Below are 15,570 nucleotides of genomic sequence, written 5' to 3' on the forward strand. Positions count from 1 at the left end.
TTTTCAATATAATCAACAAGTTACATATAATTAATAGTATAGGTCTCACAAAATAAACGCTTTTAATTTAGGCGATATTTTGCATTTAAAAGGATACTTGTAAAAATAATCAAAAATAGTACAATTTATAAGTAAAATCAAGGAAAAAAGGAGTAATTAAAGATGAAAACATGAATAAAAACAAATTTAAGTAAAATAACATTAGCATTAGCACTAACTGGTGCTACAACCGGAACAATAGGATTAATCATGGGGGGAATGCTTACCCACGAAAATAGTAAAGATTTATCATTTTATAATTATGACCGTATAAAAACTGTTGGTGGTAAAGGAGCAATTATATGGTCACAACCTATGAATAATCAACACAAAATATTTTTGTATTTTGATATTAAATCAAGACATCAAGGAGATATAAAATGAGATGGCAAATATCCCGATGGATATTTTAACAAATAATATTGATATTTATATATAAACATATATAATTTCAATAAGAACTAAATAAAGTTTTTTTAACTCATTGCTTTATTTTTAAAGTAAATGAGTTTTTTATTTTTAAGGAGATTTAAAAAATATGATTACAAAAAAAGAACAAGATTTTATTAATGGTCAAATATTAGAAAATCAAAAAAATATTGAAGAAATTGAAAAACAAATTCAAAATTTAGAAAAAGAAAGAAATTATTTTCAAAACGAAATTTCAATAAATGAAATTACAATAAAAAATTTTAAAACTAATATTATTTTTTGAAGTGAACAAAAGGAAAAAATAGAAACAAAAATAATTAATTATAAAAATCAAATTTTAAAGTTAAAAAAACAAAAAATTAATATATTTAAAAATTTTTTTATTAAAATTTTTTCATTTGGAAAAATCAATATAAATCAAAATATTAATAATTTAATTCAACAAGAAGAGAAAAATTGTGAATTATTAAAAGAAACAAATTTAAATAATCAGAAAAAAATTGAAACTTTAAATTTAACTTATAATGAAAAAAAAGAAAATCATAAAAATTTAATAACTAATATTAATAAAATAACTGAAAATATAAATAAATTATTGAACCATAATAATAAATTATTACAAAATAATAGTAATTTATTATTTAACTTATTAAATCAAAAACAACAAAAAGTAATTATCAAAGTTGATGAACAAACGATTGAAAAATATGAATCAGAAATATTTAAACTTAATGAGAAAATTTGTGATTTAGAAAATAAATTATTATCTAGCAGTAGTGATGAAGGATTTCATTCGAAATCTACATCAACAAATTCTTTACCTTCAAGTAATTCATTGTCTTTAAATAAACAACAAAAACCACAAATACCAAAAGTGATTAATAATCTAAAAGAAAAAATTAAACCATGAGAAGAAACTTTAAGAGAATATCCAACAGAAAAAGGTATTCAAAAAAATAAGTTAAATTTCTAAATTAATGTATGAAATATTCTCGTTATATTTATCAAATAAATTAATACTATTTAAATTTATTTCTTGTTTATCTGTTATTAAAATTAAATCATAGTTACCAGCGCCAAATATACCACTAATTGAAAATCCGATTTAAGTTATTAATCGGATTTTCAATTAGTAATTCAAATTTGTTATCATTATCAATCTTTAAAATTTCTTTATAAAATTCTAGTTTTGAAAATAATTGATATTTATTTGAACCATATAAATTTAAAGCATTTTCAATTTTATTTTTATCAATCATTGCTCTTGTAAAATATTTTCCATATTCACCATTACCTAATGTTCAATCTGCTGGAATTAATGATGGTATATTATTACTTTCTAATTCATTTGTAATAGATAATCAGTTAAATTGATTGTCATCTAGTTTGAATAGTTCATTTTGATTGATATCATTATTTTTTAATTTAATATTATTCATATTCGTAAAATCAAAATAATCGGATTTTAATACTACTTTTACATCTTTAAATTCTCAAATTTCGTTAGAACCTGTGTGTATAGGATTTGATTTTAATTCAAAACAATAAGGTAATAATAATTTATAATCATCATTTAAACCTTTATTTATTGATATATTAGAATAAATATTGTTTGATAACATAATAACTATTTGTTTAAATATTTGTACTTGTGGTAAATTGATATAATTTGGATAATCTAATTTTCATTGTTTAAATAAATTAGTAATTACATCTTCTGGTTTTTGTCCTTCAAATTTTGAACGTAATTCTGCTATTTTAGAAGTTAAATCATTAGGTTGAAATCCATCAAAGTTTCTATTATAAGTATATGTATAAGTTAACATATCTAATAATACTTTTTGTAAACTATCAATAGTTGGTGCATCTTTAATTTCTATTTCAATATCATCAAATTTATTATTAGTTGCAACATATTGATAAAATTGACTTTCACCTACAAAATTTCAAACTTCTTTATCCTTTAATTCTTTTTGACTTTTTAATGGTCATTTACCACCTAAAACATTACTAAACTCATATCCTAATCAAGCATGGGTTATTCTTGCATTATTAATAACTTCTCTTCTTGTTACAGAACCACTACTAATTTTAATTAAGTTTAAAACTGATTTTTCTTGTCCAATAAATTGTTTTGCTAAATTTCATGGTAATATTTGTTCACTAAATCATTGTTGTAATATTCTAACTTTTGGTTGAGTTTCAATAGACATTGATAACAGCGGAAATGCTATTTTATCTTTAACAAATAATTTAGGGTATACTTCCATATTGTCAACTTCACCAAGTACTTTTATATTACCAAAAATCATGCTTCTAGGGGCTTTAATTTTTAAACCAGTTACTTTTGTATCTTTATCTAATGGTTTTTGTAATTTAATAATAATGGGATAACCATCTCTTGTTTTAAAATCTTTAATTTTAATAATAGTAATACTTTTAGTACTTCTTGATTTTGGATTTTGATAAGGTTGTGAATAATTATTTATGATATATAAATTATCAATATTATTTTCAGTTAATGGTTCATTAATAGATACTGCATATAACTTAAATTGATTTAATAAATTTATTTCTTGAAAAATTAAATTTTTAATATCAGTCATACTATATTCAATTGTATTATCATTAATATTAGTACTTGCTCTTTGATTTAATTGCATAGTAAAGTCTGATGTTTCAACAGCAGTAGTTTTTAATACTTTTTCAATATCAATAAAACCTATTTTAATAGTATTTGCTGAAAATTTTAAACTATTATTTTCATTATTTTTAAATAAACGCTCAATTTCATAAATATATAAAGTTCTTTTTTTAAATTCATCGTATGCTCTATTAATATCTGGGTCACTACTAGCACTCATCATATTAGTAAAATCATAAGGAATATTATCAATTAAATAATCATTTTCTACTTCTGCTTGATTAAGTTTAGTTTGTTTCTGTGGAAACTTCGTTTGTGGTTTGTTTTTGTTTTCCATTGTTCTCTCCTATTAATTGGTTATTTTTGGGATTAAATAGTTTTAATTTAACTGTTAAATTATTAAGTTCTTGTTCATCATTAATATTAAATGTTTTACTATTTAATAAATCTTTATCAATTTTCACTAATATTTGAATAAATTTAAGAATATCAATATTAAATTGTCATAATTTTTGTTCAATATAATTAATAGTTGAAATATTTACTGCTGTACTTTCGGGAACTGATTGTTGTGTTGATTTCTTTTGACTTGGAGTATGAATACCACAACGTTTAAATATTTCATTAACATTTCAATCATATATATCAGTTAAATTTTTACCTTTAAAGTTACTATTTGTCATATTGATATTTTCGTTTTGTTCGTTATTATCTCCGCCACTTTTAAAAATATAATTTTTAGTAACCAAAGTTCTTACTGCTTCTTCTAATGTTGATTGAACATTACCATAAGTTTGACTAAAAATAAACTTTGGTGAGTTTAAAATAGTATCTAAAACAATTTGTTCATAAATAACATCTAATGCTTTAATTTTATCCATTACTTTATTACAATCTGCTAACTCATTTGCTTTATTACGCATAATTGCTATTGGAATATAATTAATATTTAATGTTTGTTCTTGTTCTAAATTGGGATTATTAATATATTCTTTAAAAGATAATGGAAATTGTTTTTTACTATCATTAACACTATAAATTGCACGGTTAATTGTGACTTGTTCATTATTTAATGTATAAATTTCAAATAATCTTACCATTTGTGCATTTTGTTCATAACTATCATAAAAAATAGTGCATTGAATTAATTTACCAGTAATATCATAAACTCTTTGTTGTATATCTACTACTTGAAAATATAAGTCATCATTAGCAATATAAATTAAATAACCACTAATTCCTAATTTGCTTAATTTAAAAATAGAGTTTCAATTTTTTCTATAAAATTCTTGTTTAATTAAATATTGTTTAATAGTTTTATTATTAATATCTAATGGAGCATTATATAAATTAGCATTATTTTCTGCTACAAAATCAGTAAAATAAGTTTCATGATTAAAATCATTAAAACCAAAATAATTTAAAATTGAAGCATGTGTACTTTTATTTTTATTAGTTAAAAATTTTACTTTTTCATTTTGATTATCACTAATATTACTTTTTTCTTTTCTTTTAAATAGACTTAACATAATATTCACCACCTTTTTTTAAAATATTTGATTAATTTTTAATATGATTTTTACAATGATAAATATAATTAAACCTGCTGTTGCTGATGATAAAATTACTCCTATTAAACCTAAAATAATTTTTATATTTTTAAAAAACATAATATTATTCCTGTAATTCTTCTAATTTTTTAAAAATATAATCTCTACCCATACCCCACATTATTCTATTATTATAAATATTAATTTCAGTATCCGCATTAACATTATTATTTGATATTCATAAACTACTTTTTAAAACATTTGTATCTAATTGATAATAAAAATTAATTATTTGTCAACTATAATTTTTATTATTTTCTTTACTAGTATAATCACCAAAACTATAATATATTCTATAATGTGTTTTATCTTTAAATATATATTCTATATGTGTAATATTATTTTTATCTACTACGACTTTACCTACTTCTTTTCAATTTGAACCACTTGGACTTGGTGTTGGAGGACTATCTTTTAATTCAATATCTCAATTATTTTCTTCTATTTCATTAGTTTCTAAACTTTTTGAATTAATTTTTATAGGTTTATCTATATTAATTACACTTGGTGAAGTAATATCTAATGTATTACTTTTAATGCTATAAATTTTATTACTTGTTTTAGGCTTATATATTTTAGTTCCTAGTTTATTTCCATCTAGATTAGTTACTATTCAAGAATTACCATCAAAATATGATAGTATTAATTCATCATTTTCGGGTTGGACACTTAAATGAGCTTTAATTTCATTAGTAGAATTTGAGTAATAACCTGCTGAATCAATAGCTACATTATGGGCTGTTGGTACTGCACCATAAAAGAAAAATACTCCTTTAAGTCCTTGACTGCTTGACATATTAGGTGACCAAAAAATTTGATAATATGTATTTCTTGTTAAAATCATTGATTTTTGCTCTTCTCATTGTAGATTATTTAAAAAATCTTGTGGTGTTATTAAATAAGAACTTACAGATATTACATTATCTTCTGTAATATTAATGCCATGGCCAGTAATTAATTTATTTTGTTTAGTATTAGTTAAGGCTGTAATATTTTTTTGTTGTTTAGCAGAAAAATCACAGGTTGGTGCATGTGTAAAATCACCAATTTGTGGATTATTTTGTAATGCTTCAGGTGGTAATGTTCCAATTTCATCTGGTCAATCTAAAATCATTGTTTCAGTTTCTTTATCATAACCAGTTGCAACATAACCTTTATTAACAAATTTACTAACAGGACCTCTATATATTTCATTTTCATTATCATCAACTAAATCATCATATAATTTAATTTGTTTTAATAATGTAAATTCTTTTTGTTCTTTAATTAATTCATCAACTTGATTTCTAGTATAAAATGCTTTTAAGTCAATTTTTTCAACATCTATTTCATCATCATTATAACTTGAAAATATTTGTTTTAATTCTGTTAATCTTGCTCATATTTTCATTCTACTAGGTGCTAAATCTCAAACATTAATTGTAGGAGTACTATTTGCACTAAATTGAGTACCATTATTAAATTGAATAGTAGCATCAACATTAAATTCAATTGGTGTACGATTAAATACTCAATGTTCAACCATTACATAAACCATATCTCTTAATGTTTCTTTAATTAATTCATCTTTAAAACTATCAAAAGGAAATTTAGATAAAATAAAATCAAGATAAGCATTAATATCATTTTGAGCACGAATAGCAAAAGTTTTAAATCAATCATTAACATTAGGTCATGTTTGTATGTATTGCTGTGGTGTTTCTGTAATTTTTCCAGTTAATGGATATCAGTTATTATAATTTTCAAGACTGACATCAGTTCAAAGTTTATTAATCATAATTTATCATTCCTTAAAAAATGCTTGTTTATAATGATGAGTATGTTTTTTTGTTTTTTTATGTGTTATATGTTCAATTTCTTTTTGTATTTTATTTTTACCTTTTTTTATTTTTTTCTTACTTTTTGTTACAACTTGACTATATGCAAACTTTTCTAAATGATGTAATAATCCAGTACCAAATAAAGTATTAACACTAAATTTTAAACCAACATTTTTAAATGATTTGTTAATATTTTCAATAGGATTATTAATAACATTTACTACTTTATGATAAGTTCTAATAGTTCTAAATATTTCTCTATATACTTTAAAACTATCTCTAATTACTTGTTGCACCACTGGTGGAGCAAATGCTATTGCTTTTAATCATTTATTTTGATTAACTCCATAACCAATGTATCAACCACTATATCAACGATATCAATGGAATGGATGTATTTGAGTAACAAAAGTTTTTGCTTTAAGAATACTATCAACAACTGTAATTGGTTTATATTTAGGATTGCGATGATAAATAGTAATTGCACATTTATCTAATGACAAAGGTTGAATTTTACAACCCATAAATACTGGTGAATTTAATGGAATTAATTGTGCGTGTTTAATTGCTCTTTTTTCTGCACTAGTAAATAAATCAGTTGCTTTTTCTTTTAATTTCTGAATTTTTTCAAATACTTGTTTTTCTAACTTTTCAAATTTTTTTTGTAATTTATATATACTTTCTCGTATTTTTTCAAAATATGGTGTATCTTTTCAAAATTTATTTAAACCTTTTTTTAAATAAAATCTAATATCAAAATATTTAAAAGTTTGATTTGCTTTTAAAACAAGTTGATGAATAACATTATTTTTAAAATTAAATTTAATAGCATTAGCACGAATTTTTTGTAAATCTAAAATTAAAGTTTTTCCATATCTATTTTCTGTATGTATTGTATGAACTAAATTTAATCAATCATGTTGATTCATTTTTAATACTTCTTTTAAATCAGTATTAAATTTTTTTAAAAAGTTATTTGCTTTTTCAATATCTTTAATTTTAAATTTAGGAGTTAATTGTGGACTTAATTTTATTAATGTATTTTGTAATAATAAGTGTTCCATTAATTTTTCTGTTTCTAGTTTTTGAAAATTATTCTTATATTGTCTTTCAGCAACATATCCTAAATCTCGTAATACTGTTTCACGATTAGGAGTAAAACTATACTTCATTAAATAACGTTTATTACCAATAATTTTATCTGTTAAAATTTCTTTTCCACTTACTTGACTAATAATTTCTTGTAAGTTTTTTGCTTCTTTAATACCAACTTGTTCTAATGTTTTAGTTTTTTGTGCTAACTTAATAAATTTAGTTGTACGATAACCACGACTAATTTTATTAAGTCCAGCAAATGCTGGTAATATATTAAAAAAAGTATTTAATGGTGTTACATTTCCTTTTAAATAATCATAAACTTGATTAATAGTAAAATCAGTTAAAAATTCTACACCAACAGCACTAATACTAGCAATTAAATCACTTGCACCTAATCCAAGGGCTACACTTTCACTTAATCCACGGGCGCATCACTTTAACCCTTAGATTCATAATTGGATAACAAAGAACGATATAACTATCGTTCTTTTTTTGTTAAAGATTAAAACTTAATACCCTGTTGGAAGAAAAATAAATTACTGTTGGTTATAGACCTATTCTTCTATCAGTATAAAAGGATTCTAATGTTAAGCAAATTAGAAAATAACAGTATATCGCTTAATGTAATTATAGATTAATTTGAATAGCCTTATTATGGTTCAGTAAAGAACCCATTAGTCTAATTAATAATTACATTTGTATTATTTAAGAAAATAGGGGATTTATATATAAATACATACCTCATTAACAATATCATAACACAATAAATAAAATAAAGGAGAAAAATAAATATGACATACGTTTATTTAATAAAATATAAAGTTAATTATACATTTGAAACAAAATATAAAGTTTTTTATACATTTAAGGAAGCAAATAATTTTCATAAAAATTATAAACATCATTTATTAGAAGATGCATATATTATCCATTATGAAATATTAGCATTTGAATTAGATATGCAATATCCAAATCAAGAAAAACTTAATTAATGAAAGGAAAAAATATGAAATGTTGTCATTGTAAAGAAATTATTGAAACAGATATGGTTATTTCATATTCTTCTGGTAATGATTCATATGTTGCTTTCAATTTTCAAGATATTAAATATACATATCACTATCACTGTTTTAGAGATTTACATGATTAATGAAAGGAATTAAAAATGGAAGAATAAAAAGAAGAATTACAAAATAAATTATTAAAAGAACAAATTGAATTAATTGAAGAGCAAAAAGAATTTTATAAAAAATCATGAAAAAGTAGAATTATATTTTTAACAATTGGAATTATTATTATGATTTTAACATTAATAATTATTGCTTCTAAACATTAATGAAAGGAAAAATATTTATGGAATGTAGAGAATATAGAATGGTTGGTTCTTGTGATAAATGTAGAAAACAATCTTCTTTTGGTAATAGATTATGTAATAAATGTTTTTGAATATTAATAGGTAGAAAAAAATATGAGTAAATTAATTTTTAAAAAAGAAACTCATCAATATTTTTTAGAAGATAAAGAATTAATATCAGTTTCTAGAATTATTGATAATTATTTAGGATTTAGTTATAGTCATATAGCACCAGAAGTATTAAAAAATGCTTCAAATCGTGGTAAATGAGTTCATAAACTTAATGAATTATATTTACAAAATATTAATGAAGAAAATATTATTAATAATTTATTAAAAAAATTAAAACCAGTAACTAATTCAATAAATTATTCTTATTGTAAAAAATCACTAATATTTTTAGCTGAGTTATACTTGTAAGTGCAAGTAAATAAAATTGCAAAAAATTCTCATATAAAAATTTCATAATGCTAAATTTAGTTTAGAAAAAAGTAAGGAGTTTTTATATGAGTTATAAACATCTTGGCATAGATGAAAGGATTTATATTGAGAATCAATTGAAATTTAAATTTAAAATTAGTGAAATAGCTAAAAATCTTAATCGAAGTATTAGTACTATTATTCGAGAAATTAATAGAAATAAAGATAATAATCATTATTTTTCATTAATTGCACAAAATAAAGCTGAAAATCGAAAACAATCACATATTAGTTTTCATAAGTTTAAAAATAAGAATTTAGTAAAATATGTACAACAAAAATTACTATTAGGTTGATCACCTGAACAAATTTATGGCAGAATTAAAAATTTTCATAAAGAGTGAGTTATTAGTTTTAAAACAATTTATACTTGAATTTATTTTGGAATGCTTGATAAAGTTACTAGTAAAAATTTAAGAAGAAAAGGTAAAAAACGAAAATCTAAAGAAAATCGTGGCAAGTTTAATGGTAAATCAATTAAAGAACGAGATATAAATGTTAATGATCGTATAACACTTGGTCATTGAGAAGGAGATACTATAGTATCATCACGAGGTAAAAGCAAATCATGTTTAATAACTTTAGTTGAAAGAGTATCACGATTTACTTTAGCAATATTAGTTAAAAACAGAACTACTAAAGTTATTAATAAAAATGTTAGTTATTATTTATCAATTCTTCCTAAAAACATTGTTAAAACTATTACTTTTGATCGTGGCAAAGAATTTTCAAATTGACAACAACTTGAAAAAAATTTAGATATAAAAATTTATTTTGCCAATCCATATTCACCTTGACAAAGAGGTACTAATGAAAATACTAATGGTTTAATTAGAGAAAAATTTCCTAAAAAATTTATTTTTTCAAAAACTAATAAAAATGAAGTTCATAAATTTATATTGTCTTTAAACCAAAGACCAAGAAAAATACTAAATTATCTTTCACCAATCGAATATTTGGATAGAAAAATAATTTAGTTGCACTTACCTTTACAATTTAGCTTTAAAAGAAAAATTTAAAGATAAAAATAATTATGAATTTATTATTGAAAAACCTATTGCTGATAATTTAATTGCTGGAACACCAGATTTAGTTTATTTAGATAAAAAAGAAAATAAATATTATTTAGTAGATTATAAAACTTATGCTTGTATTGATGAAGATAAATTAAAAAGAATTAAATTACAATTAACTGCTTATTATTGTATGTTACTTGAGAATGGTATAACTCCATCTTATAAAACTTATGTTTATTTAACTAATAAAAATAGTCAACAAGAAATAAAAATAGAAATAACAAATGAATTAATAATTGAATGAATGAATGCAAAAACAAAATATTTTAAAGGAGAAGATAAAAATGAAAACATTTAATGAAATAAAAAACGAATTAACAATCAAACAAATTAAAGAAAATATTAAATATTTAAATGAATTATTAGAATATTCGCATGATGAAGTAATTGAATTTGAAATTAGAAAACAAATTAAATATGAATTAAGTTTATTAAAAACAAGGATAAATAAGTATGAATAAATGTAAATATTGTAATAAAAGAATTTGATTAAGTAAAAATTGATGTATGAAATGTTTAGAAAAAATAGTTGATGAAATAACAAGTAATAAGAAGGATGACAATCATGGATAAATCAATTTTAATTTTATTAAAACATATAGGCAAAATTAATAAAAAATTAGATGAAATTTTAGAAATATTAAATAAAAAAGGAGAATCAACTAATGAGTAATAATAAAAATGAATTAAAAATTCCTAATTTTATTAAAAGTAATAAAGAAGAATATGTAAAATTTAGAAATTATTATGAAATGATTATAAATTCTAGTAAAGATTTAAAAACTATGAATACACAAAGTTTAATTAATGCATTAATTAATTTATATAAGTTAAATCTTTCTATTAATCCAATTAAAAAAGAATTAGCATTAATACCTTATGGTGATGAATTACAAGTACAAATTCAAGAAGATGGTTGATTAACATTATTACAAAGAACTGGATTAGTAATTGATTTTCAAAGAGAAAAAATAACAACTGCACATAAATTTAATAAAGAAAATAATAAATGAGAAATTAATCCAGCATTAATTTTTGAAAGAAAAACTATTAATACAGCTGAGTTATACTTGTAAGTGCAAGTAAATAAAATTGCAAAAAATTCTCATATAAAAATTTCATAATGCTAAATTTAGTTTAGAAAAAAGTAAGGAGTTTTTATATGAGTTATAAACATCTTGGCATAGATGAAAGGATTTATATTGAGAATCAATTGAAATTTAAATTTAAAATTAGTGAAATAGCTAAAAATCTTAATCGAAGTATTAGTACTATTATTCGAGAAATTAATAGAAATAAAGATAATAATCATTATTTTTCATTAATTGCACAAAATAAAGCTGAAAATCGAAAACAATCACATATTAGTTTTCATAAGTTTAAAAATAAGAATTTAGTAAAATATGTACAACAAAAATTACTATTAGGTTGATCACCTGAACAAATTTATGGCAGAATTAAAAATTTTCATAAAGAGTGAGTTATTAGTTTTAAAACAATTTATACTTGAATTTATTTTGGAATGCTTGATAAAGTTACTAGTAAAAATTTAAGAAGAAAAGGTAAAAAACGAAAATCTAAAGAAAATCGTGGCAAGTTTAATGGTAAATCAATTAAAGAACGAGATATAAATGTTAATGATCGTATAACACTTGGTCATTGAGAAGGAGATACTATAGTATCATCACGAGGTAAAAGCAAATCATGTTTAATAACTTTAGTTGAAAGAGTATCACGATTTACTTTAGCAATATTAGTTAAAAACAGAACTACTAAAGTTATTAATAAAAATGTTAGTTATTATTTATCAATTCTTCCTAAAAACATTGTTAAAACTATTACTTTTGATCGTGGCAAAGAATTTTCAAATTGACAACAACTTGAAAAAAATTTAGATATAAAAATTTATTTTGCCAATCCATATTCACCTTGACAAAGAGGTACTAATGAAAATACTAATGGTTTAATTAGAGAAAAATTTCCTAAAAAATTTATTTTTTCAAAAACTAATAAAAATGAAGTTCATAAATTTATATTGTCTTTAAACCAAAGACCAAGAAAAATACTAAATTATCTTTCACCAATCGAATATTTGGATAGAAAAATAATTTAGTTGCACTTACCTTTACAATTTAGCACAATTGGTTATTATTGTTATATTTCTCTTTTAGATAAAAATGGTAAAATTAATAATTTTTATAAAGGAATGACTGTTGAAGAAATTAATCAACATAAAGATAAATATGGCAAAACTTATAATAAAAAAAGTCAAGAATGAAAATTAAATCATATATGAACTTCTGCTTTTGACCAAATGGCTTTAAAAACTGTTGTAAAAGCACTTATTCGAGAAATTAATAAAACACCAATTATTGTATTAAATAATCAAGATGATATTAATTTAGCACTTCAATTAGACCAAGGTGTAGTAATTGATGAAGAAACTATTGCTTATAAAGATAATAATGGTGATGAAGTTAAAATTATTAATTCAAATAATAATATTGATAATACTGATTTAAATTCTACCTTATCTAAATTAAAAGAATTAGAAAAAGAAGAAGAAATTATAGAAAATTTTGAAGTTTAATGAAAGGTAAATTTATCATGACATGTATGTGAACTGAATCATTAGGAACTTTAATAGAAAATAAAGTAGATAATATACAAATACAATGTGAAAATAAATCAGAAGAAAAACCAGATAAATATGGCAGAGTATACTGTTCTATTCATAGAAAAATAGTTGATGAAATTAATAAATCAAGACATAAAAATTGTATTAATAAAGAAAAATTAATTGAATATTTAATTGAACATGACACATTAGATATGGAATTAATAATTGAATATTTAGAAAGAGGTGTATTTGATAATGAATAAAGAAAAATTAATTATTTGATTAAATAAACAAATTAGTATTTGTTTATGTGATTCTTTAAAAGAAGCAGGTAAACTTACTGCTTATTATAAAGTACTTGAATTTATAGAAAATGGAGAATTTGATAATGATAATTTATAAATGTAATTATTGTAAAAAATTCATAATGGATGGTAATTGAATAAGAAATTATAGAAAAATTTTTTGATTCAAAAAAATAAAATGATATATGCATGAAATCTGCTTTATAGAATACGAAAATAAAGAACTAAATAAAGATAAGGAAAGTAAACAATAATTAATATTTAGGCATTTGACATATATCCTTTCTAACTCCTATTCCCTATTTTTTATTCTTGCTTAAAATATGTCAATGTAAGTCCTAACTATAACAGAGATTTTATCTCTATACAGAACGAAACTATAGAATTATTAAAATTTGGATAACATTATAATTCTATAGTCCACCGTTTATTTACGGTGCTGATGAGTTCATAAAAGGATGTGAAATAATGAGAAATATTAGAACTGAATGATTTTATAATGAAAAAAGTCCAAAAGAAATAAAATGTCCAACAGTTGGATTATTAAAAAATAAAGAAGATGCTTTATGTTATTTATTAGCATTAAATTTATATCCAAAATTATATCCACAATATATTTATTATTCATGAATATTAGAAAATAATACTGGATATTTAATTATTTGTGGTAATAATCGAGATACAGTAGGAAATATGCAATTTAAATTTATAAAAGGAGAATAAAAAATGCCAAATACAGAAAATTCACAATCAAATTATACTTTATTAAAATTAATAAGAACTGGAATAAGTCCAATTTGTGCAATGATTGGTACAAGTGCTTATTATGGTCAACTTATAGGTAATCCAATATTAGGTAGTATTAATTCATTATTATTTAGCAAAAAATTAGGTATTGATATATGAAATTTAAATCAAATGCCAAGTTTAAAAAGTAAACTATTAAATTCAAGTAAAAAAATAGCATTAGGATTAGGAACAATTGGAATAGTTAATTATGCTAAATTTACTAACTCTTCAATTAATCCTAATCCAACAGAAAGTCCAATAACTACTACTGTTGACCCTTTTCCACCAGATTTATTATTAAGTACTACTAATAATAATGATAATCATTTAATGGATTGAGATACATTTATTAGTCTTAACTCATATGGTATTGCAAATTTAGTTGCTGGAATTACTGAATTAATACCAAGTAAATTTGAAACTATACGTAAAATAGCAAATATGGCTACTGGTGGTTGTTTGATTAGTAGTGGTGTTGCTATGGGTATTAATAATGATTTTAATAATGCTTATGCAGTTCCTACAATAGTTGCTGGTGCAAGTGAAATTATTCATAATTTATTACCAATTGATACAAATCATAATAATACAGAAATGCAAGAAACACCATTTAATAATGAAACTACAAGATTAATTAATGATAATAGATTTACTATTAATAGTGAAACAACTAGTCAATACGGTAGTGATAATATGAGCGAAGTACCATTAAATTATGATAATGCTTCATTAAATTGAGATTATAATCATATGAGTTTATAAATAAATAAAAATGCCTATTAAAGGCATTTTTTACTATTAATAAATACTTTTTATTTCTGGTTGTTTATTAATAGAATTTAATTTACTTTGTAATTTATTAATTTTATTTTGTTTTTTAAGTGCTTTTTTATTAGGGTCTGTTAAAGATTTACCAAATGCAACTAATGCTTTTCCTAATTTAATTAAAACATAACCTCCATTAATACATAAATTAGCAACTATAATAATTGTTGTAGTATCCATATTAATCACCACCTTTCTAAAATATTTGATTAATTTTTAATACAATTTTTACTATAATAAATATAATTAAACCAGCAACAGCCGAAGATAATAACACTCGAATTAAACCTAAAATAATTTTTATAATTTTAAAAATCATAATCTTATTCCTGTAATTCTTCTAATTTTTTAAAAATATAATCTCTACCCATACCCCACATTATTCTATTGTTATAAACATTAATTTCAATTTGTTGGTTATTATTATTATTATTATTTGCTATTCATAAACTACTTTTTACAACGCTTGTATCTAATT

At 21.6% G+C, this 15,570-nt stretch carries 23 protein-coding genes; 16 read left to right on the forward strand and 7 right to left on the reverse strand.

Going from position 1 to position 15,570, the window contains the following annotated elements:
- Positions 1-162: 162 nt before the first annotated feature.
- Together AACL05_RS02710 and AACL05_RS02715 are read left to right on the forward strand one after the other, a co-directional pair.
- Positions 163-459, forward strand: a complete 297-nt coding sequence (locus AACL05_RS02710; RefSeq protein ID WP_338962410.1) for a hypothetical protein — start codon at positions 163-165, stop codon at positions 457-459.
- Between the two features lie 118 nt (positions 460-577).
- Positions 578-1,444 (forward strand): hypothetical protein, encoded by an 867-nt coding sequence (locus AACL05_RS02715; protein WP_281748376.1) that lies wholly within the window; start codon positions 578-580, stop codon positions 1,442-1,444.
- 115 nt (positions 1,445-1,559) lie between these two features.
- On the opposite strand, the gene AACL05_RS02720 is transcribed toward AACL05_RS02715, so the two are convergent.
- From AACL05_RS02720 to AACL05_RS02740, 5 genes are read right to left on the reverse strand one after another with little or no spacing between them, the layout of a single operon-like run.
- Positions 1,560-3,452: a hypothetical protein gene (locus tag AACL05_RS02720; protein WP_338986204.1), complete on the reverse strand. Its 1,893-nt coding sequence runs from the start codon at positions 3,450-3,452 to the stop codon at positions 1,560-1,562.
- Positions 3,403-4,644, reverse strand: a complete 1,242-nt coding sequence (locus tag AACL05_RS02725) for a hypothetical protein (RefSeq protein WP_338962415.1) — start codon at positions 4,642-4,644, stop codon at positions 3,403-3,405. Before AACL05_RS02725 ends, AACL05_RS02720 begins: the two co-directional genes overlap by 50 nt.
- A gap of 18 nt (positions 4,645-4,662) precedes the next feature.
- On the reverse strand, positions 4,663-4,785 hold the full coding sequence (locus AACL05_RS02730; protein WP_338962418.1) for a hypothetical protein: 123 nt from the start codon (positions 4,783-4,785) through the stop codon (positions 4,663-4,665).
- 4 nt (positions 4,786-4,789) lie between these two features.
- Positions 4,790-6,502, reverse strand: coding sequence for a hypothetical protein (locus AACL05_RS02735; RefSeq protein WP_338986205.1), 1,713 nt, complete (start codon positions 6,500-6,502; stop codon positions 4,790-4,792).
- A 3-nt stretch (positions 6,503-6,505) separates the two neighbouring features.
- Entirely contained in the window at positions 6,506-7,717 is a 1,212-nt protein-coding gene (locus tag AACL05_RS02740; RefSeq protein ID WP_338962423.1) for a hypothetical protein, read from the reverse strand.
- A gap of 717 nt (positions 7,718-8,434) precedes the next feature.
- On the opposite strand from AACL05_RS02740, the gene AACL05_RS02745 reads away from it, so the two are divergent.
- The 14 genes from AACL05_RS02745 to AACL05_RS02810 all read left to right on the forward strand — a co-directional run bounded on the left by AACL05_RS02745 (position 8,435) and on the right by AACL05_RS02810 (position 15,029).
- Complete coding sequence (locus AACL05_RS02745) at positions 8,435-8,635, forward strand: hypothetical protein (protein ID WP_338962426.1); 201 nt, start codon at positions 8,435-8,437, stop codon at positions 8,633-8,635.
- A complete protein-coding gene (locus tag AACL05_RS02750) occupies positions 8,635-8,793 on the forward strand; it encodes a hypothetical protein (RefSeq protein WP_338962428.1) in 159 nt (52 codons plus the stop codon). The genes AACL05_RS02745 and AACL05_RS02750 overlap by 1 nt, the downstream gene beginning before the upstream one ends.
- Positions 8,794-8,996: 203 nt before the next feature.
- Complete coding sequence (locus AACL05_RS02755; protein WP_338962430.1) at positions 8,997-9,119, forward strand: hypothetical protein; 123 nt, start codon at positions 8,997-8,999, stop codon at positions 9,117-9,119.
- Positions 9,112-9,417, forward strand: coding sequence for a hypothetical protein (locus tag AACL05_RS02760; protein ID WP_338986207.1), 306 nt, complete (start codon positions 9,112-9,114; stop codon positions 9,415-9,417). Before AACL05_RS02755 ends, AACL05_RS02760 begins: the two co-directional genes overlap by 8 nt.
- Before the next feature lie 86 nt (positions 9,418-9,503).
- Positions 9,504-10,454: an IS30 family transposase gene (locus AACL05_RS02765; protein WP_338960236.1), complete on the forward strand. Its 951-nt coding sequence runs from the start codon at positions 9,504-9,506 to the stop codon at positions 10,452-10,454.
- A gap of 94 nt (positions 10,455-10,548) precedes the next feature.
- Positions 10,549-10,851: a PD-(D/E)XK nuclease family protein gene (locus AACL05_RS02770; protein ID WP_338986377.1), complete on the forward strand. Its 303-nt coding sequence runs from the start codon at positions 10,549-10,551 to the stop codon at positions 10,849-10,851.
- Complete coding sequence (locus AACL05_RS02775; protein WP_338961762.1) at positions 10,838-11,014, forward strand: hypothetical protein; 177 nt, start codon at positions 10,838-10,840, stop codon at positions 11,012-11,014. Before AACL05_RS02770 ends, AACL05_RS02775 begins: the two co-directional genes overlap by 14 nt.
- 204 nt (positions 11,015-11,218) lie before the next feature.
- Complete coding sequence (locus tag AACL05_RS02780; RefSeq protein WP_338986208.1) at positions 11,219-11,629, forward strand: recombinase RecT; 411 nt, start codon at positions 11,219-11,221, stop codon at positions 11,627-11,629.
- 86 nt (positions 11,630-11,715) lie between these two features.
- Complete coding sequence (locus AACL05_RS02785; protein WP_338960236.1) at positions 11,716-12,666, forward strand: IS30 family transposase; 951 nt, start codon at positions 11,716-11,718, stop codon at positions 12,664-12,666.
- The gene (locus AACL05_RS02790) at positions 12,667-13,143 is read left to right on the forward strand and encodes a recombinase RecT (protein ID WP_338986209.1); all 477 of its coding nucleotides are present in this window, start codon (positions 12,667-12,669) and stop codon (positions 13,141-13,143) included.
- 17 nt (positions 13,144-13,160) lie between these two features.
- Positions 13,161-13,436 (forward strand): hypothetical protein, encoded by a 276-nt coding sequence (locus tag AACL05_RS02795; protein WP_338962437.1) that lies wholly within the window; start codon positions 13,161-13,163, stop codon positions 13,434-13,436.
- Positions 13,429-13,575 (forward strand): hypothetical protein, encoded by a 147-nt coding sequence (locus AACL05_RS02800; RefSeq protein ID WP_338961757.1) that lies wholly within the window; start codon positions 13,429-13,431, stop codon positions 13,573-13,575. The genes AACL05_RS02795 and AACL05_RS02800 overlap by 8 nt, the downstream gene beginning before the upstream one ends.
- Positions 13,576-13,946: 371 nt before the next feature.
- Entirely contained in the window at positions 13,947-14,201 is a 255-nt protein-coding gene (locus tag AACL05_RS02805) for a hypothetical protein (protein WP_338961756.1), read from the forward strand.
- 3 nt (positions 14,202-14,204) lie between these two features.
- Positions 14,205-15,029: a hypothetical protein gene (locus AACL05_RS02810; protein ID WP_338962440.1), complete on the forward strand. Its 825-nt coding sequence runs from the start codon at positions 14,205-14,207 to the stop codon at positions 15,027-15,029.
- 36 nt (positions 15,030-15,065) lie between these two features.
- Here AACL05_RS02810 and AACL05_RS02815 read toward each other — a convergent pair whose 3' ends face one another.
- Both AACL05_RS02815 and AACL05_RS02820 read right to left on the reverse strand, forming a co-directional pair.
- On the reverse strand, positions 15,066-15,272 hold the full coding sequence (locus AACL05_RS02815; protein WP_338957961.1) for a hypothetical protein: 207 nt from the start codon (positions 15,270-15,272) through the stop codon (positions 15,066-15,068).
- A gap of 16 nt (positions 15,273-15,288) precedes the next feature.
- Positions 15,289-15,411, reverse strand: coding sequence for a hypothetical protein (locus AACL05_RS02820; protein ID WP_338962443.1), 123 nt, complete (start codon positions 15,409-15,411; stop codon positions 15,289-15,291).
- Positions 15,412-15,570 lie beyond the last annotated feature (159 nt).

The organism is Spiroplasma endosymbiont of Thecophora atra, from assembly GCF_964019735.1.
Taxonomy (GTDB): domain Bacteria; phylum Bacillota_I; class Bacilli_A; order Mycoplasmatales; family VBWQ01; genus Spiroplasma_E; species Spiroplasma_E ixodetis_A.